Origin of the sequence: Streptomyces sp. NPDC051555 (assembly GCF_044454405.1) — a bacterium.
GTDB lineage: Bacteria > Actinomycetota > Actinomycetes > Streptomycetales > Streptomycetaceae > Streptomyces.
On record NZ_JBITDP010000003.1, the window covers coordinates 274,570 to 296,499 of the forward strand.

At 74.1% G+C, this 21,930-nt stretch carries 20 protein-coding genes and 2 pseudogenes; 8 read left to right on the plus strand and 14 right to left on the minus strand.

Annotated features, from left to right (window positions below):
- Window positions 1-26: 26 nt before the first annotated feature.
- From ACIBEA_RS09675 to ACIBEA_RS09700, 6 genes are all read right to left on the minus strand, one after another.
- Window positions 27-1,715 carry a DEAD/DEAH box helicase gene (locus ACIBEA_RS09675; protein ID WP_399259301.1) on the minus strand — a complete coding sequence of 563 codons (1,689 nt, stop codon included), beginning with the start codon at window positions 1,713-1,715 and terminating at the stop codon, window positions 27-29.
- Window positions 1,716-1,816: 101 nt separating this feature from the next.
- Entirely contained in the window at window positions 1,817-2,020 is a 204-nt protein-coding gene (locus ACIBEA_RS09680) for a cold-shock protein (RefSeq protein WP_330329894.1), read from the minus strand.
- A gap of 228 nt (window positions 2,021-2,248) precedes the next feature.
- Complete coding sequence (locus ACIBEA_RS09685) at window positions 2,249-3,406, minus strand: acetyl-CoA C-acetyltransferase (protein WP_399259302.1); 1,158 nt, start codon at window positions 3,404-3,406, stop codon at window positions 2,249-2,251.
- Between the two features lie 20 nt (window positions 3,407-3,426).
- Window positions 3,427-4,041, minus strand: a complete 615-nt coding sequence (locus ACIBEA_RS09690) for a TetR/AcrR family transcriptional regulator (RefSeq protein ID WP_351038749.1) — start codon at window positions 4,039-4,041, stop codon at window positions 3,427-3,429.
- Window positions 4,042-4,094: 53 nt separating this feature from the next.
- The gene (locus ACIBEA_RS09695; protein ID WP_399259303.1) at window positions 4,095-4,883 is read right to left on the minus strand and encodes an SDR family oxidoreductase; all 789 of its coding nucleotides are present in this window, start codon (window positions 4,881-4,883) and stop codon (window positions 4,095-4,097) included.
- Entirely contained in the window at window positions 4,880-6,028 is a 1,149-nt protein-coding gene (locus ACIBEA_RS09700) for an acyl-CoA dehydrogenase family protein (protein WP_399259304.1), read from the minus strand. Before ACIBEA_RS09700 ends, ACIBEA_RS09695 begins: the two co-directional genes overlap by 4 nt.
- Before the next feature lie 62 nt (window positions 6,029-6,090).
- Here ACIBEA_RS09700 and ACIBEA_RS09705 point away from each other — a divergent pair, with 62 nt between their 5' ends.
- The 3 genes from ACIBEA_RS09705 to ACIBEA_RS09715 are packed head-to-tail and all read left to right on the plus strand — an operon-like array spanning window position 6,091 to window position 9,097.
- Window positions 6,091-6,969 (plus strand): enoyl-CoA hydratase, encoded by an 879-nt coding sequence (locus ACIBEA_RS09705; protein ID WP_399259305.1) that lies wholly within the window; start codon window positions 6,091-6,093, stop codon window positions 6,967-6,969.
- Window positions 6,969-8,123, plus strand: coding sequence for an acyl-CoA dehydrogenase family protein (locus ACIBEA_RS09710; protein WP_399259306.1), 1,155 nt, complete (start codon window positions 6,969-6,971; stop codon window positions 8,121-8,123). Before ACIBEA_RS09705 ends, ACIBEA_RS09710 begins: the two co-directional genes overlap by 1 nt.
- Window positions 8,123-9,097 carry an acyl-CoA dehydrogenase family protein gene (locus ACIBEA_RS09715; protein WP_399259307.1) on the plus strand — a complete coding sequence of 325 codons (975 nt, stop codon included), beginning with the start codon at window positions 8,123-8,125 and terminating at the stop codon, window positions 9,095-9,097. Before ACIBEA_RS09710 ends, ACIBEA_RS09715 begins: the two co-directional genes overlap by 1 nt.
- A gap of 409 nt (window positions 9,098-9,506) precedes the next feature.
- Here ACIBEA_RS09715 and ACIBEA_RS09720 read toward each other — a convergent pair whose 3' ends face one another.
- The 4 genes from ACIBEA_RS09720 to ACIBEA_RS09735 all read right to left on the minus strand — a co-directional run bounded on the left by ACIBEA_RS09720 (window position 9,507) and on the right by ACIBEA_RS09735 (window position 13,468).
- Complete coding sequence (locus tag ACIBEA_RS09720; RefSeq protein ID WP_399259537.1) at window positions 9,507-10,193, minus strand: class I SAM-dependent methyltransferase; 687 nt, start codon at window positions 10,191-10,193, stop codon at window positions 9,507-9,509.
- A gap of 429 nt (window positions 10,194-10,622) precedes the next feature.
- The gene (locus tag ACIBEA_RS09725; protein WP_399259308.1) at window positions 10,623-11,594 is read right to left on the minus strand and encodes an alpha/beta hydrolase; all 972 of its coding nucleotides are present in this window, start codon (window positions 11,592-11,594) and stop codon (window positions 10,623-10,625) included.
- Window positions 11,591-12,334 (minus strand): SDR family NAD(P)-dependent oxidoreductase, encoded by a 744-nt coding sequence (locus ACIBEA_RS09730; RefSeq protein ID WP_399259309.1) that lies wholly within the window; start codon window positions 12,332-12,334, stop codon window positions 11,591-11,593. The genes ACIBEA_RS09725 and ACIBEA_RS09730 overlap by 4 nt, the downstream gene beginning before the upstream one ends.
- Window positions 12,335-12,337: 3 nt before the next feature.
- A complete protein-coding gene (locus tag ACIBEA_RS09735; RefSeq protein WP_399259310.1) occupies window positions 12,338-13,468 on the minus strand; it encodes an LLM class flavin-dependent oxidoreductase in 1,131 nt (376 codons plus the stop codon).
- A gap of 102 nt (window positions 13,469-13,570) precedes the next feature.
- On the opposite strand from ACIBEA_RS09735, the gene ACIBEA_RS09740 reads away from it, so the two are divergent.
- The gene (locus ACIBEA_RS09740) at window positions 13,571-14,248 is read left to right on the plus strand and encodes a helix-turn-helix transcriptional regulator (protein ID WP_399259311.1); all 678 of its coding nucleotides are present in this window, start codon (window positions 13,571-13,573) and stop codon (window positions 14,246-14,248) included.
- Window positions 14,249-14,298: 50 nt separating this feature from the next.
- On the opposite strand, the pseudogene ACIBEA_RS09745 reads toward ACIBEA_RS09740, so the two are convergent.
- Window positions 14,299-14,685, minus strand: a pseudogene (locus ACIBEA_RS09745) (flavin reductase family protein); the annotation flags it as partial.
- 149 nt (window positions 14,686-14,834) lie between these two features.
- Here ACIBEA_RS09745 and ACIBEA_RS09750 point away from each other — a divergent pair.
- Genes ACIBEA_RS09750 through ACIBEA_RS09765 form a run of 4 tightly spaced genes read left to right on the plus strand, consistent with a single transcriptional unit; the run spans window position 14,835 to window position 18,955 of the window.
- Window positions 14,835-16,502, plus strand: a complete 1,668-nt coding sequence (locus ACIBEA_RS09750; RefSeq protein WP_399259312.1) for a FadD3 family acyl-CoA ligase — start codon at window positions 14,835-14,837, stop codon at window positions 16,500-16,502.
- Window positions 16,499-17,647 (plus strand): acyl-CoA dehydrogenase family protein, encoded by a 1,149-nt coding sequence (locus ACIBEA_RS09755; protein WP_399259313.1) that lies wholly within the window; start codon window positions 16,499-16,501, stop codon window positions 17,645-17,647. The genes ACIBEA_RS09750 and ACIBEA_RS09755 overlap by 4 nt, the downstream gene beginning before the upstream one ends.
- 15 nt (window positions 17,648-17,662) lie before the next feature.
- Window positions 17,663-18,391: a VWA domain-containing protein gene (locus ACIBEA_RS09760; protein WP_399259314.1), complete on the plus strand. Its 729-nt coding sequence runs from the start codon at window positions 17,663-17,665 to the stop codon at window positions 18,389-18,391.
- Window positions 18,392-18,451: 60 nt separating this feature from the next.
- The gene (locus ACIBEA_RS09765; RefSeq protein ID WP_399259315.1) at window positions 18,452-18,955 is read left to right on the plus strand and encodes a pyridoxamine 5'-phosphate oxidase family protein; all 504 of its coding nucleotides are present in this window, start codon (window positions 18,452-18,454) and stop codon (window positions 18,953-18,955) included.
- A gap of 180 nt (window positions 18,956-19,135) precedes the next feature.
- Here ACIBEA_RS09765 and ACIBEA_RS09770 read toward each other — a convergent pair.
- The 3 genes and pseudogenes from ACIBEA_RS09770 to ACIBEA_RS09780 form a co-directional block, all read right to left on the minus strand.
- A pseudogene (locus ACIBEA_RS09770) lies at window positions 19,136-20,527 on the minus strand (DUF1906 domain-containing protein); the annotation flags it as partial.
- 60 nt (window positions 20,528-20,587) lie between these two features.
- Window positions 20,588-21,682, minus strand: coding sequence for a hypothetical protein (locus ACIBEA_RS09775; protein ID WP_399259316.1), 1,095 nt, complete (start codon window positions 21,680-21,682; stop codon window positions 20,588-20,590).
- The gene (locus ACIBEA_RS09780) at window positions 21,679-21,900 is read right to left on the minus strand and encodes a hypothetical protein (RefSeq protein WP_399259317.1); all 222 of its coding nucleotides are present in this window, start codon (window positions 21,898-21,900) and stop codon (window positions 21,679-21,681) included. The genes ACIBEA_RS09775 and ACIBEA_RS09780 overlap by 4 nt, the downstream gene beginning before the upstream one ends.
- Between the last annotated feature and the right edge of the window lie 30 nt (window positions 21,901-21,930).

Sequence of the window (21,930 nt, forward strand, 5' to 3'; positions counted from 1 at the left end):
CCGGCGTCCTTGTCGTACGCGGTCGATCAGGCGCTGGGACGGCCCGAACCGGCGCCGCCGCCGGTCGCGCGGCGGCGGCCCTGGCCGAAGCCCTGGCTCGCGCCCTGGGCGCCGCCCCCGCTGCGGGTACGGGTCGACGCGCCGCCACCGGCACCGGAGCCGCCGCTGCGGCGGCCCTGGCCGCCCGCGCCGGAACCGGAGGTCGCGGAGACCGAGGCCGTGCCGCGGGCGCGGCGCGGACGCTCGCCCGAGGCCGAACCCGAGCCCGCGCCGCCGCCCTGCGGGGCGCCGGAGCGACGACGACCGCCACCCTGGCCGCCGCTCTTGGCGGCGGTGCGCGGCTTGGCGGGGGTGGGCTGCGGCACTTCGAGCACCACGGGGATGCCGGAGGGCACGCGGGCGCCGGTGAGGCGGACCAGTTCCTCGTCCGAGGAGCGGATCTGCGCGGTGCGGGGGTTGATGCCCGCGTCCGACATCAGTCGGGTCATCTCGCGCTTCTGCTCGGGCAGGACCAGGGTGACCACGCTGCCGGACTCGCCGGCGCGGGCGGTGCGGCCGCCGCGGTGCAGGTAGTCCTTGTGGTCGGTGGGCGGGTCCACGTTGACGACCAGGTCGAGGTCGTCGATGTGGATGCCGCGGGCCGCGACGTTGGTGGCGACCAGCGCGGTGACCTCGCCCGTCTTGAACCAGTCGAGGGTGCGGTTGCGCTGCGGCTGGGAGCGGCCGCCGTGCAGGCCGGAGGCGCGGACGCCGTCCGCGAGGAGCTTCTTGACCATGCGGTCGACCCCGCGCTTGGTGTCGACGAACATGATCACCCGGCCGTCACGAGCAGCTATGCGCGTGGCCACGGCCTTCTTGTCGGTCTCGTCCATGACGTACAGGACGTGGTGCTCCATCGTGGTGACGGCGCCGGCCGACGGGTCGACGGAGTGCGAGACCGGGTCGTCCAGGAACATCTTGACGAGCTTGTCGACGTTCTTGTCCAGGGTCGCGGAGAACAGCATCCGCTGACCGCCGGGCTCGACCTGCTTGAGCAGCGCGGTGACCTGCGGCATGAAGCCCATGTCGGTCATCTGGTCGGCCTCGTCGAGGACCGTGATGGAGACCTGGTCGAGGGTCGCGTCGCCGCGCTCGATGAGGTCCTTCAGGCGGCCGGGGGTGGCGACGAGCACCTCGGCGCCGCGGCGCAGGGCGCCGGACTGCCGGTTGATCGACATGCCGCCGACGACGGTGGTGATGCGCAGGTTCACGGCGGTGGCGTACGGCGTCAGCGCGTCCGTCACCTGCTGTGCCAGCTCACGGGTCGGTACGAGGACCAGCGCGAGCGGCGCCTTCGGCTGGGCGCGGCGGCCGGCCGTACGGGCCAGCAGGGCCAGGCCGAAGGCGAGGGTCTTACCGGATCCGGTGCGCCCGCGGCCGAGGAGGTCGCGGCCCGCGAGGGAGTTCGGGAGGGTGGAGGCCTGGATCGGGAACGGCTCGGTGACACCCTGGGCTGCGAGGGTCTTCAGCAGCGCGGCGGGCATGTCGAGGTCCGCGAAGGCGGCCACCGGCGGGAGGGCCGGAGTGATCGGGTCCGGCATGGTGAATTCCTGCGGCCGGGCAGGCTGGGCGGAACCGCCCTTGGGCCGGCCGCCGCCAGCCTTCGGACGTCCCTGGGCAGCACCCCGACCCCTGACGGGACGGCGGCTGGGACGTGCGGAGCTGGAGCTGGTCATGCGGGAAAGCCCTCCTGGAACCGGCAGAAAACTTTTGGACGGAACAACACACAAGCCGGGGCCCGCACCTCACGGTGCGGACCCCGGCCGTGCGAAGAGCGTCAGGCAGGCAGGATGTTCTCGGCCTGCGGGCCCTTCTGACCCTGGGTGACCTCGAAGGACACGCGCTGGCCCTCCTGGAGCTCACGGAAGCCCTGGGTGGCGATGTTCGAGTAGTGCGCGAAGACGTCCGGGCCGCCGCCGTCCTGCTCGATGAAGCCGAAGCCCTTTTCCGAGTTGAACCACTTCACGGTGCCAAGTGCCATTTTTAAATCTCCTGAATAGGTGGCAAGGGCCCCATCCGGAAGATGCCGGAAACAAAATAAGCGCCTGAGGAGCAATCCCGTCAGGCGCACATAAAGTTCATGGGTACCACAACTGCAACGTCTCCAACGTACCACAGGAAGACCGTGAAGCCCTGATCCGAGTGTGTGACGCACGTCGCCCGCGGCGCCCGCGGCGCTCCCCGGCGGACCTCCGGGGAGCGCCGTCGGTCAGAGCCGCTCGATGATGGTCACATTGGCCTGACCTCCGCCTTCGCACATCGTCTGGAGCCCGTAGCGGCCCCCCGTGCGCTCCAGCTCGTGCAGCAGGGTCGTCATCAGCTTGACCCCGGTGGCCCCCAGCGGGTGCCCCAGCGCGATCGCTCCGCCGTTCACATTCACCCGTTCGGGATCGGCTCCCGTTTCCTTCAGCCAGGCGAGGACGACCGGCGCGAAGGCCTCGTTGATCTCCACCAGGTCGATGTCGTCCAGGGACATCCCGGTCTTCTTCAATGCGTACGCCGTCGCGGGAATGGGTGCGGACAGCATGCGGATGGGATCCTCGCCGCGGACCGAGAGGTGGTGGATGCGGGCCCGCGGGGTCAGGCCGTGTTCGGCGACGGCCCGCTCGGAGGCGATGAGCATCGCGGCCGCGCCGTCGGAGACCTGGGAGGAGACGGCCGCGGTGATGGTGCCGCCCTCCACGACGGGCCTCAGCCCCGCCATCTTCTCCAGGGTGGTGTCCCGGCGCGGGCCCTCGTCCGTGCGGACGTCCCCGTAGGCGACGATCTCGCGGTCGAAGCGGCCCTCGTCGATGGCGCGCAGGGCCCGCTGGTGCGAGCGCAGCGCGAACTCCTCCATGTCGAGGCGGGAGACGCCCCACTTCGCGGCGATGAGCTGGGCCCCGTGGAACTGGTTGACGGGGGCGTCGCCGTAGCGGGCGCGCCAGCCCGCCGAGCCGGCGTAGGGGCCTTCGGTGAGGCCGAGCGGTTCGGCGGCCTGCCGGGAGGCGAAGGCGATCGGGATCATCGACATGTTCTGGGTGCCGCCCGCGACCACCAGGTCCTGGGTGCCGGACAGGACGCCCTGCGCGGCGAAGTGGACGGCCTGCTGCGAGGAGCCGCACTGGCGGTCGATCGTGACGCCGGGGACCTCCTCGGGGAGCCCGGCGGCCAGCCAGGCGGTCCGGGCGATGTCGCCGGCCTGCGGGCCCACGGTGTCGAGGCAGCCGAAGACCACGTCCTCGACGGCGGCCGGGTCCACCCCGGAGCGCTCCACGAGGGCGCGCAGGACGTGGGCGCCGAGGTCGGCCGGGTGGACCCCGGACAGCCCTCCCCCGCGCCGGCCCACGGGGGTGCGTACCGCGTCGACTATGTAGGCCTCGGGCATCGGGACTCCTAGGTGAGGGTTCAGGTACGGAGCGCGATCCCGTCCAGCACCATCGAGAGGTACTGGCGGGCGATCTCCTCGGGGCTGTGCTGGCCGCCCGGCCGGTACCAGGACGCCGCCACCCACACCGTGTCGCGCACGAAGCGGTAGGTGAGGCGGATGTCCAGGTCGGCCCGGAAGACCTCGGCGGCGACCCCCCGCTCCAGCGTCCCCAGCCACGCCTTCTCGAACTTGACCTGCGAGTCCGAGAGGTAGTGGAAGCGGGGCTGCGCGGACAGGTGCCGGGACTCCTTCTGGTAGATCGCGACGGCGGCGCGGTGCCGGTCGATCTCCCGGAAGGACTCGGTGACGAGGGCCTCGATGGTCTCCCTGGGGCCGAGCCCGGCGTCGAGCACGGTGTCGTAGCCCTGCCACAGCTCGTTCAGGAAGGTCGAGAGGATCTCGTCGAGCATCGATTCCTTGGAATCGAAGTGGTAGTAGAGGCTGCCGGCGAGCATCCCGGCGGCATCGGCGATCTTGCGGACGGTGGTGGCGTTGTAGCCCTGGGCGGCGAAGACCTCCGCGGCGGTGTCGAGGAGCTCCCGTCGACGCTCCGGCGAGGCCGTCACCTGCTGCTTCTTCTGGTTCGTTGGCACGCGCCCATTGTGGTCCCAGTGGTCCTCGTGGTCCTACGCCGTCCTGAGCCGCCCTACGCGTGCTGGCTGCTGACCGATACGGTCTCGCCCGTCATGTACGACGAGTAGCCGCTGGCCAGGAACACGATGACGTTGGCGACCTCCCACGGCTCGGCGTAGCGCCCGTAGGCCTCCCGGGCCGTCAGTTCGTCCAGGAGCTCCTCGCTGGTGACCTTCACCAGGTGCGGGTGCATGGCCAGGCTGGGGGCGACCGCGTTGACCCGTACGCCGAACTCGGCGGCTTCCAGGGCCGCGCAGCGGGTCAGCGCCATCACCCCGGCCTTGGCGGCGGCGTAGTGGGCCTGGCCGGCCTGGGCCCGCCAGCCGATGACGGAGGCGTTGTTGACGACGACCCCGCCGGTGCCGGCGGCCCGCAGTGAGCGCAGGGCGGCGCGGGTGCAGCGGAAGGTGCCGTTCAAGGTGACGTCGAGGACCTTGGTCCACTGCTCGTCGGTCATGTCGACGAGGGCCGCGGTGCCGCCCAGGCCGGCGTTGTTGACGACGACGTCCAGGCCGCCGTGGGTGGCCTCGGCGAGCGCGAACAGGGCCCGGACCTGTTCCTCGTCGGTGACGTCGCAGGGCAGGGAGGTGATCCGGTCGGCCCCGAAGTCGGCGGCCAGCGCCTGCTCGGTCTCCTTGAGGCGGCGGGCGTGCGCGTCGCTGATGACCACGCGGGCCCCCTCCTCCAGGAAGCGGCGGGCGGTGGCGCCGCCGATCCCGGCGCCGGCCGCCGCGGTGATCACGGCCGCACGGTCCTTGAGCAGGCCGTGCCCGGCGACGTACCGGGGAGCGGTGGCGTTCATGCCCGAACCTCCTTGGGAAGGCCGAGGATCCGCTCGGCGATGAGGGTGCGCTGGATCTCGTCGGAGCCGGCGTAGATCGTGTCGGCGCGGGAGAAGAGGAAGAGCCGCTGCCAGTCGTCGAGGTCGTACGGGTCCCCCGCGTCCCCGGCGGCGAGGAGGGAGGCGGCTCCGCGCACGTCCATGGCGAGTTCGCCCAGGTCCCGGTGCCAGCGCGCCCAGGAGAGCTTGGCCAGCGGGGGCGCGGTGTCGGGGCGCAGGGCGGCGGCGTGCAGGGCGTCCAGGCCGATCCGGGCCCGGACCAGGCGGTCGCGCAGCAGCGGGTCGGCCAGCGCGCCGCACTCGCGGGCCGCCTCGACGAGGGCGTCGAACTCGCGGCGGAAGCCGACCTGTTGGCCGAGGGTGGAGACCCCGCGTTCGAAGCCGAGGGTGGCCATGGCGACGGCCCAGCCCTCGCCCGGCACGCCGACGACGTGGGCGGCGTCGGCGCGGGCGCCGTCGAAGAAGACCTCGTTGAACTCGCTGGTGCCGGTGAGCTGGACGATCGGGCGGACCTCCACGCCGGGCTGGTCCAGCGGGACCAGTAGGTAGGACAGGCCCGCGTGGCGGCGGGAGCCGGGGGTGGTGCGGGCGAGGACGAAGCACCACTGGGCATCGCGCGCCAGTGAGGTCCAGGTCTTCTGGCCGTCGATGCTCCATGCGCCGCCCCGGAGGGTGGCGCGGGTGCGGACGGCCGCGAGGTCGGAGCCGGCGCCCGGCTCGCTGTAGCCCTGGCACCACAGCTCCCGGGCGGCCCGGATCGGGGGCAGGAACCGCCGCCGCTGTTCCTCGGTGCCGTGGGCGATGAGGGTGGGGCCGAGGAGCTGTTCGCCGATGTGGCCGACCCGGGCGGGGGCGTCGGCGAGCGCGTACTCCTCGTGGAAGGCGATCTGCTGCTCGGTGCTCGCGCCGCGGCCGCCGTGCTCGACGGGCCAGCCGACGCAGGTCCAGCCGTGGGCGGCCATGTGCCGTTCCCAGGCGAGGCGTTCGGCGAAGACCTCGTGCTCCCGGCCGGGCCCGCCGCGCCCCTTGAGCGCCGCGAACCCGCCGGTGAGGTGGATCCGTAGCCACTCCCGAACCTCGGTGCGGAACTCCTCGACGCTGCTCATGGCCGTACGTTAACCTACCAAACACTTGTTAGGGAAGCTCGCTCGTGAAGGATGGAAGTCGCATGCCCGCCCAGCCCCTCGGCGACAGCGCCGATCCCGAAGGCGCCGCGTCGCCGGTGCTCTACGAGCGCCGCGGCCCGGTCGCCCACGTGACGATGAACCGCCCCCGCTACCGCAACGCGCAGAACAGCGCGATGACCTACGCCCTGGACGCCGCCTTCTACCGAGCCGCCGACGACCCGGAGGTCAAGGCCGTCGTCCTCGCCGGCGCGGGCGAGCACTTCTCGGCGGGCCACGACATCGGCACCCCCGGGCGCGACGCCCACCTCCCCTTCGAGCGGCGGGCCGGCCTGTGGTGGGACCACACCGGCCGCGCCGGCGCCGAGTCGCGCTTCGCCCGCGAGTCCGAGGTCTACCTGGGCATGTGCCGCCGCTGGCGGGAACTGCCGAAGCCGGTGATCGCCTCCGTACAGGGCGCGTGCGTGGCGGGCGGGCTGATGCTGGCCTGGGTGTGCGACCTGATCGTGGCGAGCGAGGACGCCTTCTTCGCGGACCCGGTCGTGCGCATGGGGATCCCCGGGGTCGAGTACTTCGCGCACCCGTGGGCGATGCCCCCGCGGATCGCCAAGGAGTTCCTCTACACCGGCGACCGGATGCCCGCGGGGCGGGCGTACGAGGTCGGCATGGTCAACCGGGTGGTGGCCCGGGCGGAGCTGGCGGCCGAGACCGACCGCCTGGCCCGGCGGATCGCCGAGATGCCCGCCTTCGGCCTGGCCCTGACCAAGCGGGCCGTCAACCAGGCCGAGGACCTCCAGGGCCTGCACAGCGGCATGGACTCCGTCTTCGGCCTGCACCACCTGGCGCACGCGCACAACGCGGAGACGGCGGCCGACTCGCTCGGCGGAATGAACATCGCGGCGATGAAGGAGGCGACCGGCTGATGGACCTGACCCACACGGCGGAAGTGACCGCGTTCCGGGGCGAGGCCCGGGACTGGCTGCGCGCGCACGTGCCCGCGCGGCCGCTGCCCTCGCTGGAGACGGCCGAGGGCTTCGCCGCGCACCGGGAGTGGGAGGGCCGCCTCGCGGCGGACCGCTGGTCGGTGGTGTCCTGGCCCGAGGAGTACGGCGGCCGGGGCGCGGACATCGTGAAGTGGCTGGTCTTCGAGGAGGAGTACTTCGCCGCCGGTGCGCCGGGCCGGGTCTCGCAGAACGGCATCAACCTCCTCGCCCCCACCCTCTTCGACCACGCGACCGCTGCCCAGCGGGCCCGCGTCCTGCCGTCGATGGCGAGCGGCGAGGTGATCTGGGCGCAGGCCTGGTCGGAGCCGGAGTCCGGCTCCGACCTCGCCTCCCTGACCTCGCGCGCGGAGCGCACCGAGGGCGGCTGGCTGCTCTCGGGGCAGAAGACCTGGTCCTCACGGGCGGCCTTCGCGGACCGCGCCTTCGGCATCTTCCGCACGGAGCAGCACACCCCCAAGCCCCACCAGGGGCTCACCTACCTGATGTTCGACCTGCGGGCGCCGGGGGTGAGCGTGCGGCCCATCGGGCGCCTGGACGGGAAGCCCGCCTTCGCGGAGCTGTTCCTGGACGGGGTGTTCGTGCCGGACGAGGACGTGATCGGCGAGCCGGGCCAGGGGTGGCGGATCGCGATGTCCACCACGGGCAACGAGCGCGGGCTGACCCTGCGCTCCCCCGGCCGGTTCCTGGCGGCGGCGGACCGGCTGACCGCGCTGTGGCGGGAGCGGGTGGATGCCGACGGCGGTACGGACAGCGCGCTGCGGGACCGGGTCGCGGACGCGGTGATCGGGGCGCGCGCCTACGAGCTGTTCACCTGGGCCAACGCCTCGCGGTTCGCGGCGGGCGAGACGATCGGCGCGGAGTCGAGCCTGAACAAGGTGTTCTGGAGCGAGTACGACATCGCCCTGCACGAGAGCGCGCTGGACCTGCTGGGCCCGGACGCGGAGCTGGCGGACGGGCCGTGGGCGGAGCCGTGGCTCTTCTCGCTGGCCGGGCCGATCTACGCCGGCACCAACGAGATCCAGCGCGACATCATCGCCGAGCGGTTGCTCGGCCTCCCGAAGGGCCGCCGCTGATGCGCTTCCTGCCGACCGACGAGCAGTCGGACTTCGCCCGCACCCTGCGCGCGCTGCTGGGCGCCGCGGACGTGCCGGTCGTCGTACGGTCCTGGTCCGCCGGGACGTACGGGCCGGGGCGGGCCCTGTGGTCCCGGCTCGCGGACACCGGGCTGCTCGCGCTGGCGGCGCCGCAGGAGTACGAGGGGCTGGGCCCGCTCCCCGTCGAGCTGGCCCTGGGCTTCGTGGAGCTGGGGCGCGCGGCGATGCCGGGGCCGCTGGTGGAGACGGCCGCCACGGTGGCGCTGCTGTCGGATCTGGGGGACGCGGCGTTGGCGAAGCGGTTCGTACCGGGCCTGGTCTCGGGCGGGGCGGTGGCGACGCTCGTCCTGCCGGGCGGGGGTCCGTACGCCGTGGACGCCGCGGCGGCCGACCACGTCTTCGCCGTCTCCCCGGCGGGGGAGCTGCGCCTCGCCGCCGGGCCGGGGGCGGAGCTGGCCTCCCTGGACCCGGCCCGGCGCCTCTCGCGGCCCTCCCCCGGCGGCGAGCTCCTGGCCGCCGGGCCCCACGTGACGGCGGCGGCCGCGACCGCGCTGCGCTGGGCGCGGCTGCTGACGGCGGCGCAGTGCCTGGGGGTGGGCGAGGCGCTGCTGGCGCGGACCGTGGAGTACGCGAAGCAGCGCACGCAGTTCGGGGTGGCCATCGGGTCCTTCCAGGCGGTCAAGCACCGGCTGGCGGACACGCTGATCGGGCTGGAGTTCGCGCGGCCGCTGGTGTGGGCGGCGGCGCTCGGCCTGGACCCGCGGGAGATCGCGGCGGCCAAGGTCCGCGCCGGGGAGGCGGCCCACCGGGCGGCCATGACCGCGCTCCAGGTCCACGGTGCGGTGGGCTACACGGACGAACTCGACCTCTCCCTCTGGCTCCGCAAGGCCCGCCCCCTCCGCGACGCCTGGGGCACCCCGTCGACCTGCCGAGCGGAGATCCTGCCCGGCTGATCGTCCTCAAACGCCGGACGGGCTGGGTCTGACCCGGAACCCCAGGCTCCGCCCGGGGAACGTCCTCAAACGCCGGACGGGCTGGGTATGACCGATCCAGCCTCACCGGACAGCCGGAGCCGACCGATCCAGCCTCGCCGGACAGTCGGAGCCGGCCGATCCAGCCTCGCCGGCGTTTGAGGCGCGGGTCCGGGCGGAGCCCGGGACGACGGGTCGCACCCGGAACCCGAGGGCCGACCCCCCGGGCTCCGGCCAAGGCGCGTCCTCAAACGCCGGACGGGCTGGGTATGACCGACCCAGCCTCGCCGGACAGCCGGAGCCGACCGATTCAGCCTCGCCGGCGTTTGAGGCGCGGGTCCGGGCGGAGCCCGAGGGCCGACCCCCCGGACGGGCTACGAGCGGCCCGGGGTCACGGGCGGGCGACGGACAGGGTGACGACGTACGGTTCGTCGATCTGGCCGTCGGGGAAGAGGGACAGCAGCCGGGCCCGCTCGGCCGCACAGAAGTCCGCGGTGGGCCCCGCCCCCAGGACCAGGAAGGCCGAGTGACTGGCCAGGTTCGCCAGATGCACGTCGACCGGGATCCGCCGCCCCCACCGCACCTCGCGCGTCACGAAGCCGAGCCCCTCGGGCAACCCCCGCGCCGGAACCCCCGGCCGCGCCGACAGGAAGGCCGCCACCCGCCCGTCCTGCTCGGCGATCCACGGCACGGACAGGTCCAGGTCGTTCCACCACAGGGCCAGCGCCCCGCCCTCCCGCAACACCCTCCGCACCTCGGGCACCGAGCGGACCGGATCGGTCCAGTGCCACGCCTGCGCGTAGGTGATCAGGTCGAAGGCCCCGTCGGCCAGCGGCAGCCGGTCCCCGTCCCCCCGCACCAGCGGTATCCCCGGATGCCCCCGCCGCAGCTCGGCCGCCATGCCGTCCCCCGGCTCGACGGCGACGACCCGGGCCCCCTGCGCCCGCAGCACCGCACTGGCGATCCCGGTCCCGGCCCCCACGTCCGCGACCCGCGCCCCCTCCAGCGACCGCCCGGTCAACTCCTCGACGGCGTCGAACAACTCCGGCGGGTACCCGGGCCGGTTGGCCCCGTACAGCGCGGCGGCGCCGTCGAAGGACCGCGCCCGGTCACGGACATGGTCCGGCTCGAGGTCCGGCCCCGGATCCCGCGCACCGCGGAACTCGTGCACGACCTCGATCCGCCCGACGATGTGCGCGTTGAACTCCGCCAGCTCCTCCGCCGGCACCCACAGCTCCAGGATCGTCTCCCCGCCCGCCTGCTGGACCGGGTACCGGGCGAGGAACTCCGTGTCCACCTCGAAGCGGGTCACGAAGCCCGCCCCGTCGCGCTCGACGTTCCAGTCGCGGGCGATGCGGATCGCGTAGTCCTCGTTCATGACCGGGTAGAAGATCGGCTGTTCGGGCAGCCGCGGCGGCCAGGCCCGCCAGTCGGCCGCCGCCACCAGCTCCAGCTCGACGGGCCCGGTGGGCCGCCACAAGGTCGTCGTAGTCGTCATCTCCCGACCCTAAGTGCCTCTGCGCGCCACCCACTCGGCCGCCCCCGCCAGCGCCGCGGCCGCCGCAGGGAGCGGGGTGCCCAGGAAGCCGTGGAAGACGCCCGGGAAGAGCCGGACCTCGCACTCCACCCCCGCCGCCGCGAGCCGCCGCGCGTACGCCAGCCCCTCGTCCCGCAGCACGTCGCAGTCGGCCAGCAGCACCAGCGCCGGTGGCAGCCCGGCCAGGTCCGCGGCGGCCAGCGGAGAGACGTACGGGTGCGCCGGATCCGCGTCCGGGCCGAGGTAGCTCTCCCAGTACCAGCTCATGTGCGCGGCTGTGTGGAAGTGGTCGCGGGCGTACGTCTCCACCGACGCGGAGGCCATCGAGGCGTCCAGCGGCGGGTACATCAACAGCTGCGCCGCCACGAGCCCGGGCGCGCGCAGCGCGGTGACGGCGGCCAGGTTGGCCCCGCTGGAGTCCCCCGCGACCACCACCGCGGCGGGGTCGCAGCCGAGCGCGCCGGCCCGGGCACGGGCCCACAGCAGCACGGTCAGGGCGTCGTCGGGCGCCGCGGGCCAGGGGTGTTCGGGGGCGAGCCGGTAGTCCGCCGAGACCACGACCGCCCCCGACCGCGCGGCCAGCGTCCGGCACGTCGCGTCGTGCGTGTCCGGGCCGCACATCACCCAGCCGCCGCCGTGGAAGTACACGACCAGCGGGCGCCCGTCCGCCCCCGCCCCAGCCCCCGCCCCCGGCGTCGTCCCCGGCGCCGGATCGTAGACCCGCACCGGCACCCCGTCGGCCACCGAGTCGCGTACGGCGGCCACCACCGGCCCCGGCCGGGCCGCGGCGGCGCCCGCGGCGGCCGCGGCGGCGCCCGCGGCGGCCGCGGCCCGCAGCGCGCCGGTGTCCCCCGGCGGCGGGAAGTGCGCCGACATCGCGGCGCACACCTCCCGCGCCCGCGGCGACAGCGCCTCGGGACGGGCGCGCCGATGCGTCGTCATCGGGTCGTCATCCCGCCGTCGACGGTGAACTCCGCGCCCGTGATGTAGGAGGAGGCGTCCGAACAGAGGAACCGCACCAGCTCGCCGACCTCCTCCGGGCGCCCCATCCGCCCCAGCGGCAGGTGCGACCAGTCCCGGCCCGCCACCGCTCCGGCGACCATCGGCGTGTCGATCGCCCCCGGGTGCACGGAGTTGACCCGGATCCCGTCCCCGGCCAGGTCCAGGGCCGCCGACCGGGTCAGCCCGCGCAAGGCGAACTTCGTGGAGCCGTAGGCCGCGTGGCCCGGTATCCCGACCAGGCCGGCGGTGGAGGAGATGTTCACGACCGAGCCGCCCCCGGCCGCCCGCATGAGCGGGGCCACCGCCTGGATGCCGAGGAAGGGGCCCAGCAGGTTGACCCGGAGCAGCGCTTCGAAATCCTCGACGCTCTGCCGCTCCACGTGGGCGGTGCGCCACACGGCCGCGTTGTTGACCAGGGCCGAGACCCCTCCGTACGCGGCCACCGCGGCCCGCACCACCCCCGCCCAGCTCTCCGCGTCCGCCACGTCGTGCCGTACGTACAGGCCCTGGTCGCCGAGGGCCGCGGCGACCTCGCGCCCCTCCTCCTCGCGGATGTCGGTGACGACGACCCGGGCGCCGGCCTCCGCGCACAGCCGGGCCTCCGCCGCGCCCTGACCGCGGCCGGCGCCGGTGATGACGACGACCTTCCCGTCCAGCGGGACCGCCGCTCCCACTCCCACGGGTCAGCCCTCCAGCGCGCGGAAGTGGGGGATGACCTTCTCGCCCCACTGGCGGATCGTCTCCATGCAGACCTCCTGCGGGACGGTGCCCATCTGGATCAGGCACATCACCTCGTCCACACCGATCTCGCGGAGCTGCTCGACGTAAGCGATCGCGGTCTCGGCGCTGCCGTAGGCGTGTTCGGCGTTGTAGGTGCCGGTGTCGACGGGGCGGGCGGGGATGTTCGCCTCGTGGAGCCGGGCGACGAGTTCCTCGCGGCCCTTGTGCAGGGCGGCGGCGTGCTGCTCGGCGCTCTCGTCCTTGGCGTAACCGGTGGGCTCGGGGCCGTTGCCGTACCAGTGCGCGATGGACTCGGCGAAGAAGCGCTGGCCGCGGGTGCCCAGGCGCAGGGCGCGCTCGGCGTCGTCGAGGACGATGGTCGGGCAGAGGGCGGAGAGGTGGTCGTTGACGACGTCCGACACGAACCGCTCGCCGCTGCGGGTGGCGATGGCCTCGTCGTAGACCTTGCGCATCGCGCGGACGTCGTCGGCGCCCGCGAAGCCCATCACCAGGGCGCCGATGCCGAGTTCGGCGGCCAGCTTGAGGGTGTCGTGCTTGGAACACGCCATGAAGAGCGGCGGGTGCGGGTCCTGGACCGGGCGGGGCAGGACCGCCCCGGGTCCGATGTCGATCGAGCCGTGCCACTCGAACCGCTCCTCCTTCCACGCCGAGGAGAAGATCCGCAGGGCCTCCTCCATCTGCGGGTAGGTGTCCTCGGGGCGCACCCCGTACATGGACATCTCCTGGCGGGTGGCGCCGCGCCCGGCGCCGATGTCCACGCGGCCACCGGAGAGCACGTCGAGCATCGCGGCGCGTTCGGCGACGCGCACCGGGTGCTGGTAGCCGAAGGGCATGGTGACCACGCCGTGGCCGATGCGGATCCGCTCGGTCCGGGCGGCGACCCAGGTCAGGAAGATCTCGGAGGCGCTCATGTGGGCGTACTGGGTGAGGGAGTGGTGCTCCACCGCCCAGATCCGGTCGAAGCCCATCCGCTCGGCGTGGACGGCCTGTTCGACGCAGTCGTGGATGACCTGGCGTTCGCGTTCGGGGGTGGGGTCGACGAGCTGCGCCTCGAAGATCATCGAGAACTTCACGGTGAGGTCCCTCCATCACGAGTATTCCTAATAGGCATACTTCTAGCAGGCATACCTCGCAGGGGGAAGGGCGCCGCCGGGACCGGTCGTAGACTGCGGTCCGTGGCAGAAGAGACGAACAGGCGCGCGCTCCCCGCAACGAGCTGGGCGGTGCTCGGGCTGCTCTCCTTCGGGGAGGAGCTGTCCGGCTACGACCTGAAGAAGTGGTCGGACTGGTCGCTCAAGTTCTTCTACTGGAGCCCCTCCTTCAGCCAGATCTACAGCGAACTCAAACGCCTGGAGAAGGCCGGCTACGCCTCCTCGCGCCTGGTCGCCCAGGAGACCGGAACCCGCGACAAGCGGGTCTACCGGATCACCGACGAGGGCATGGACGCCGTGCGCGACTGGGCCCGCCGGGCACCCGTCGACCCGCCCGTCCTCAAGCACGGGCCGATGCTGCGATTGTGGCTGGGGCACCTGCTGGAGCCGGAGCAGATGCGCGAAGTACTCGCGCAGCACCAGGAGTTCGCGGAGAAGATGCGCCTGCGGGCGGTCGCGGACGTCGAGGGCGCCAAGGACGAGGCGGCGTGGGCCTACCCCACGCTCACCCTCAAGTGGGCCGAGCGGTACTACGCCTCCGAACGCGACCTCGCCGCCGCCATGCTGGAGGACATCGAGGCGCTGGAGGCGGAGCGCGCGGCGACCCGGGGGTCGGACCGGGCGTCGGACCGGGAATCGGGCCGGGGATCGGACCGGGAATCGGACCAGGAATCGGCCGCCCCTGAGGGCAACACCCCGTAGGTGCGCCGGAAGTAGAGCAGCGGGGCGACCTCCCGGTGCGCGGCCAGGGCGGTGACCCGGCCGAGCGCGATCACGTGGTCGCCCCCGTCCAGGACGTCCTCCAGCACGCACTCGACCGTCGCGAGGACGCCGTCGAGCAGGGGTGCGCCGTTGCCGCCCGAACGCCACGGCACGCCGGCGAACTTGTCGCCCCCGGTCACCGCGAAGCGACGGCACAACTCCTGCTGGTCGGCCGCCAGGATGTTGACGGCGAAGCGGCCGGCCGCGCGGATCCGGGGCCAGCTGGACGAGGTGCGCGCCGGACAGAAGCAGACCAGCGGCGGGTCGAGGGACACCGAGGAGAAGGACTGCACGGCCATCCCGACGGGACGGCCGTCGCCTTCGCACGCCGTGATGACGGCGACGCCGGTGGCGAAGCTGGAGAGCGCGGACTTCATGCCCACAGGGACCACGGGAACCACAGGAACCACGGGAACCACGGGAACCACCACGGCGACCTCCAGAGATATTCCTACTAGGTATATGCCTAACCGAAACAGCTGTGATTGGATACCGCCCACGCTCGCTCGTCAAGTAGGGAGGGTCCGTGTCCAGCCCCCGCCAGACTCCGCAGCACCCCGCACCGCCCGCCACCCTGGCCCGTCTGCCCGCCTTCGCCGCCGCCGCGTACGGGGACCTCGAAGCGCTCGCCGACGGCGAGGTCCGCTGGACCTTCGCCCGGCTCGACGTCGAGATCGCCGCGGCCGCCCGCGCCGCCGTCGCCCTCGGCGTCCGGCCCGGTGACCGGGTCGCGCTCTGGGCCCCCAACAGCCGCCAGTGGATCACCGCCGCGCTCGGTGCGGTCGGCGTGGGCGCGGTCCTCGTCCCCGTCAACACCCGCTACAAGCCCGCCGAGGCGGCCGACGTCATCCGGCGCAGCGGCGCCCGCGTCCTCTTCACCGAACGCGGCTTCCTCGGCACCGACTACGTCGAAGCCCTGCACGGATCCGGCGAGGACCTGGGCGCCCTCGCCGCCACGGTGGTGCTGCGCGACGCGGGTGCGGGGACCCCGCCGGACGGTGTGCCGGTGCACTCCTCCGGGCACTCCTCAGCACAATCCTCGGTGCACTCCTGGGAGGCGTACCTGCGCGCCGGGGAGCGGGTCCCGGAGCGGGAGCGGCTGGCCCGGCTGGCCGCCGTACGCCCCACGGACCTCAGCGACATCCTCTACACCTCCGGCACCACCGGCCGTTCCAAGGGCGTGATGACCACCCACGGCCAGAGCGTGCGCCTCTACGACTCCTGGTCGCGGCTGGTCACCCTGCGCCCCGGCGACCGGTACCTGCTGGTCAACCCGTTCTTCCACACCTTCGGCTACAAGGCCGGGGTGCTCGCCTGCCTGCTGCGCGGGGTCACCATGCTCCCCGAGGCGGTCTACGACACCGACCGCATCCTGCACCGGATGGCCGCGGAGCGGGTCAGCTGTCTGATGGGCCCGCCGACCGTCTTCCACGGGTTGCTCGAACACCCCGGCCGGGCGACGCACGACCTGTCCGCGCTGCGCCTGGCGGGCACCGGCGCGGCCGCCGTGCCGACCGCGCTGGTCGAGCGGATCCGCGGCGAACTGGGCGCCCCGGACGTGTTCACGGCGTACGGACTGACCGAGTCCGGCGGCGTCGTCTCCGTCTGCCCGACCGACGCGGACGCCCCGACCCTCGCCCACACGGTCGGGCTGCCGCTGCCCGACACCGAGGTGCGGATCACGGATCCGCTGGGCCGGGTGCTGCCGGCCGGGGAGCCCGGCGAGGTGCAGGTGCGCGGCTACCACGTGACCACCGGCTACCTCGACGACCCGGCCTCGACCGCCGAGGCGGTGCTCGCGGACGGCTGGCTGCGCACCGGGGACATCGGCGTGCTGGACGCGCGCGGCTACCTCGCCATCACCGACCGGCTCAAGGACATGTACGTGGTGGGCGGGTTCAACGCCTACCCGGCGGAGGTGGAGAACGTACTGCTGACCCATCCCGCGATCACCGACGCGGCGGTGGTGGGCGCCCCCGACGAGCGGCTCGGCGAGGTCGGGGTGGCCTTCGTGGTCACCACCGAACCCGTCACGGCGGCGCACCTGACCGCTTGGACCCGGGAGCGGTTGGCCAACTTCAAGGTCCCCCGGCGCTTCACCACGGTGGCCGAGCTGCCGCGCAACGCCGGCGGCAAGCTCCAGAAGGCCCCGCTGCGGCGGGCCGCGCGCGAGGAGCGGGAGGAGCGGTCGTGAGGACCCCGGAGCGAACCCTTGAGCGAAGCCTTGAGCGGACCCCGGAGCAGCGGGAACTGGGCGCGGCCGTACGGTCGGTGCTCGCCCGGCACCCGGGCGCGGCGGCCTGGGCCCCGCTGACCGGCCGGGTGGGCGCGGCGGCGCTGGCGGTGCCCGAGGAGTACGGCGGGCTGGGCTGCGGGAGCGCCGAGGTGGGCGTGGTCATGGACGCGCTGGGGGGTGCGCTGAGCCCCGTACCGTACCTGGGCTCCGCGGTGCTCACCGTGGGGGCGCTGGTGGCGGCGGGGGACGCGCGGGCCTGCGCGCTGCTGCTGCCGGATCTGGCCGAGGGGACGGCGGCCGGGGCGCTGGCCTGGGCGGAGCGCGGGAGTTGGGAGCCCTCGGCGCTGCGGACCCGGGCCGTCCGGGATCCGGCGCGGGGGTGGCTCCTGACCGGCGCCAAGGAGTACGTCCTGCCGGGCTCCGGCCCCGGGGTCCCCGAGGTCGTGCTCGTCTTCGCGCGGAGCGGTGCGGGCGCGGGCCCCGGGGACGGCGGGGCGGGCGCGGGCCCCGGGGTCGGCGGGGCGCTCTCGCTGTTCCGGCTGGCCGGGCCGCCCGCCGCCTGGCGGATCCGCTCGACCATGGATCCGAGCCGCCCGCTCGCGGAGCTGGCCCTGGACCGGACCCCGGCCGCCCTGGTCGGCGCCGAGGGCGACGGGGAGCGGATCCTGGCCCGGGTGCGGGACCTGGGCGTCACCGCACTGGCCGCGGAACAGGTCGGGGCGGCCGCGCGGGCCCTGGAGGTGACGGTGGGGTACGCGAAGCAACGGGTCCAGTTCGGCCGCCCGATCGGCTCCTTCCAGGCGGTCAAGCACCGGCTCGCCGACATGTACGCCGCCGTGGAGAACGCCCGCGGCCTCGCCCTGGCAGCCGCGGCGGCGGACGCCGCGCCCGACCCTGCGGCGGCTGCCGGTTCGGCGTGCGGGGAGGCGTACTCCTGGGTGGCCGGGGAGATGATCCAGCTGCACGGCGGGATCGGGATCACCTGGGAGCACGAGGCGCACCGGTTCTTCAAGCGCGCCCACGGCGCGGCGCGGCTGTTCGGCGGCCCGGCCGCGCACCGCGAACGGCTGGCCGCACGGCTGGGTCCGACCGGGGCCCGTTGACGTACCCTCGGGGCCATGACCGGTAGTGCGATAAACCTGCGCAAGATGGAAGAAACCGCTCCGGCGCTCGTCAGCCTGTACAAGAGCGCCGGGGTCTCCCTGCGCAAGCACGGCCTGGACGGTCAACGGGCAGCGGTCTACCTGGTGCTGGACTACTCCGGCTCGATGCGCCCGTACTACGCCGACGGCACCGTGCAGGCCTTCGCGGACCGGGTGCTCGGGCTGTCGGCGCACCTGGACGACGACGGTCGGGTCCCGGCGGTCTTCTTCTCCACGGAGGTCGACGCCGTGGAGGAGATCTCGCTGGAGCGGCACGCGGGCGCGGTGGGCCGCATCGTGGCGGGCCTCGGCCACATGGGCAAGACGTCCTACGACGCGGCGATGGACGCGGTCATCGACCACTACCTGGACAGCGGGGCGACGGATCCCGCCCTCGTGGTCTTCCAGACGGACGGCGGCCCCCTGAACAAGGCCGCGGCGGAGCGCCACCTGTGCAAGGCGGCCCGGCTGCCGCTCTTCTGGCAGTTCGTCGGCTTCGGCAACACCCGCAGCACCCAGTTCGACTTCCTGCGCAAGCTGGACGAGCTACCGGTGCCCCGGGCGCGCGTCGTCGACAACGCGGGCTACTTCCACGCCGGGGAGGACCCGCGCGCGGTGCCTGACGCGCAGTTGTACGACCGGCTCGTCTCGGAGTTCCCCTCGTGGCTGGCCGCTGCGCGGACGGCGGGCATCGTGCGCGCCTGAGCGGTCGGCATCGTGCGCGCCTGAGCGGTCGGCGCCCGGACCAGGCGCTTTCATAGCGGTATGACGACGAACAACTGGGCGCATTTCGCCGCGGCCGAGCCGGAACTCGCCGAGGCGGTCCGGGCCCGCTTCGGGCAGTACGCGCACCACGTCCTGGCGACCCTGCGCAAGGACGGCTCGCCGCGGGTCTGCGGACTGAACGCCACCTTCCGGGGCGGCGAGCTGTGGCTCGGGATGATGCCGGGGTCGATGAAGGCCCTGGACCTGCGGCGCGATCCCCGGTTCGCGCTGCACACCAATCCGGGTGCGGACGAGTCGATGCCCGACGGGGACGTACGCATCTCCGGGCGGGCCGTGGAGATCCTGGACCCGCCCGAGCTGCACCGCTTCGCCGAGGAATCAGGTGAGCCGCCGCACCCGTCCCACCTGTTCCGGGTGGAGCTGACCGAGGTGGTCCTGACCGGGATCGACGGGGACGACCTGGTGGTCCGCGCGTGGACCCCGGCCGCCGGCCTGCGCACGATCCGCCGGGGGAACGACGACGACCCCGCCCGGGAGGAGTGAGGCGCGGTCGACCTCGGAGTCCTCGTACCCGTCCTCGTACCCGTCCTCGTCCTCGTCCTCGAAGGGGGCGGGGACGACCGGCACCGGGGCCGGGGCCGGAGCCGGGGCCGGGACCGGCTCGGGGGCGGGCCCGGTCCCGGGGAGGGCGATCGCGGCCGGGTTCACGTCGACCTGGTTGCGGTCGATGTTGATCGTCACGCCGTCGTAGGTCTCGTCGTGGTCGCCCTGGTACTGGTGGGCGCGCCGGCGCCCGCCCCACTGCCCGCTGCCCGCGGGCACACCCAGGTCCGCGTCCGTGACCGAGGCGCGCCCGTTCCAGGCCGCGGCCCAGACGACGTCGGGGACGGCGCGCCCGGTGCGCGCGTACTCGGCACTGAGCGCCTTCACGCCCGAACCGGCGGCGAGGTAGGCGGCGGCCCGGTAGCCGAGGGCGTGCAGCCGCTGGGTCCAGGCGGCGACGTACGCGACCACCGGCCGGTCCCAGGTGGCCCGGTCGGTGTAGTTCTCCAGGTCGTTGTAGAGGACGGTGCCCTCCCCCAGGCCCAGCGAGCGGGCCGCCGAGGCCGCGCCGTCGGCGGCCGTCCGGCCCTGCGCGGCCGCGGTGTCCGGGTCGGTGGACAGCCCGGTGGTGGCACTGCGCCAGGGCTGGCGGCCCACCCAGATCGGCATCAGGTGCCAGCCCGCGGCGCTCTGCCGCTTGACCCAGTCGGCGGTCAACCGCGGCTGCGCGCAGGCGCGGGCGCCGCCGCCGATGTAGATGCCGACGGCGCCGAAGGGGGAATCCTGCGCCCAGCCGTCCATGGTGGCCTGGCCCGGGGCGGTGCACGCGTCGAAGCCGAGGCCGGTGTAGGCGCCCGGCGTGACCGAGGCCGCCGGCGCGGGGACGGGCCGCAGGACGGAACCGGGGGACGCGGGCCGGCCCGGCACGGTGGCCGGGGGGCCGGCGTGGCCCCCGGGGCCGCCGACCGGGCGGGCGCCCTCGATCACGGCCCGGACCGCGGTGGGCGTATCGCCGTAGGAGGCGGTGGCCATCACCCCCGACTGGGCGAGGGCGTAGCGCAGCTCGTTGCTGGGCGTGCGGGGCCCGGTGGCGGGCAGCGCGGTGCCCACCGGTACGTCGACGGTCGGCACGTCCGCGCGCGGCGGGGCGTCCCGTACGGGCTCCAGGTGCAGGGTGTCGGCGCGCTCGGCGACCGCCCGGCCCGCGCACTCGCCCTGCGTCCCGGCGTGGCCGACGTACAGCGTGGGCACGTCGAGGCGCAGGCAGGCGTCGGGCGCGCGGTCGAGGTCGACGACCCGCCAGTTCGCGGGGAGCGTGAAGCGCAGCCCCCGGTAGTCGTACTGGCCGGGCCCCGGGCCGGGCCCCGGGTCCCGCCCGTCGGCGGCGGCGACGGGCCCCAGCGCGGTGAGCCCGCTCAGCGCGAGCACGACCCCGCAGGCCGAGGCGAGCAGCCGCCTCAGCCCCCGCCCCCTGGCGGCGGCGGACTCGCCACGGCCCTCACCACGACCCTCACCACCACACTCGATACGACACTCGACACTCGACATGACCTTCGACATGGCTCGCGACATGACGCTGTGTATACAGGTGCCGCGGCCTCCCGGAGATCCGGCGAGGCCGCGGCGGCCCGGCTAACTACCCGCCTGGTCCTGGAAGGCGGGCAGCTCGAAGACGCGCTGCTTGCCCGCGTCGTCCATCAGCTCCACCAGGGGCAGGACCAGTTCCCACAGGTCCCGCTTGTCGACCTCGTGGACGAGCGCGTCCAGTTCCCCGTCGCCCAGCAGGGCCGCGGTGTCGGCGACCACCTTGCGCCCGTCCTCGGGGAGCACGCCGACCAGCGGCAGGAACTCCCCCCACAGACCGGTCCCGACGACGGCGCGGACCACCCCGCGCAGCACCTCGGGCTCGCGGAGCGCCGCCAAGCGGGCGACGGCCGTACGGTCCTCCTCCCCCAGCAGCGCGACCAACGGGAGCAGCGCCTCCCACAGACCGCGCTCGTGGGTGGCCCGTACCAGTGAGTCGAGGGCGCTGCCCTCCAGCCGGGCCGTCAGCTGGGCGATCCGTTCGCGCTGTTCGCCGTCGACCGACCCGGCGACGGCGAGGGCCTCCTCCCACAGCCCGCCCGCGGCGGCCGCGCGCACCACGCCCGCGAGCCGCTCGTCGCCCATCAGCCGCAGGATGTGCGGCAGCCGCTCGGGCTGGTCGACGTAGAAGCCGGTGCGCAGGACGGCCTCGTCGTCGACCTGTTCGAGGATCCGGGTGAGCGCCCGGTCGCGGATGTGGCCGACGAAGCGCCCCATGGTGAGGAAATCGGCCGACTCGGCGAGCGCGACGGCGATGCGGACGAGCAGCCCCTCGTCGAGCCGGTCGACCACGCCCGCGATCCGCCGGGGGTCGAGGTGGGCACAGGACTCGACGGTGAAGGGCACCGGGAGCTTCTCGATGATGTCGGCGGCCCGCCCGGGGTCGAGGCGGCCCGCGACCGCCGCTGCGAGGCGGGGGCCGAGCGCCTTCTGCGAGATGGCGGCGGCCACCGCGGCCGGCACCAGCTTGGTCGCGGCGGCGATCCGGTCGAGCATCTCGGGCGCCCCGTCGTACAGGACCGCGGTGACCTGCTCGCGGAAGCGGCGCAGGTCCTCGGCGGGCAGCGCCTCCATGAACCGCAGCGCCCCCGCGTCGCCCTCCCCCAGCAACCGGGCCACCTTCTCGACCTCGGCGCGGCTCACCGGAAGAGCACCTTGCGCACGGCGCCGCGCGCGAGCGCGGGGACGAGCTTCAGCGCTTCCTCGGCGGCGTCGCCGAGCCCGGCGGCCTGCCGCTCCCGCTCCGCGCGCAGCGCGTCGGCGAGCCGCCCGAGCTCCCCGTCCGCCAGCCCGGCGAACGACCCGGGCACCGGCGCCCCCTTCAACTCCGCACCCAGCCTGGCGAGTTCCTCTGCACCCACGGGACGACCTCCCACGACGGCGACACCACG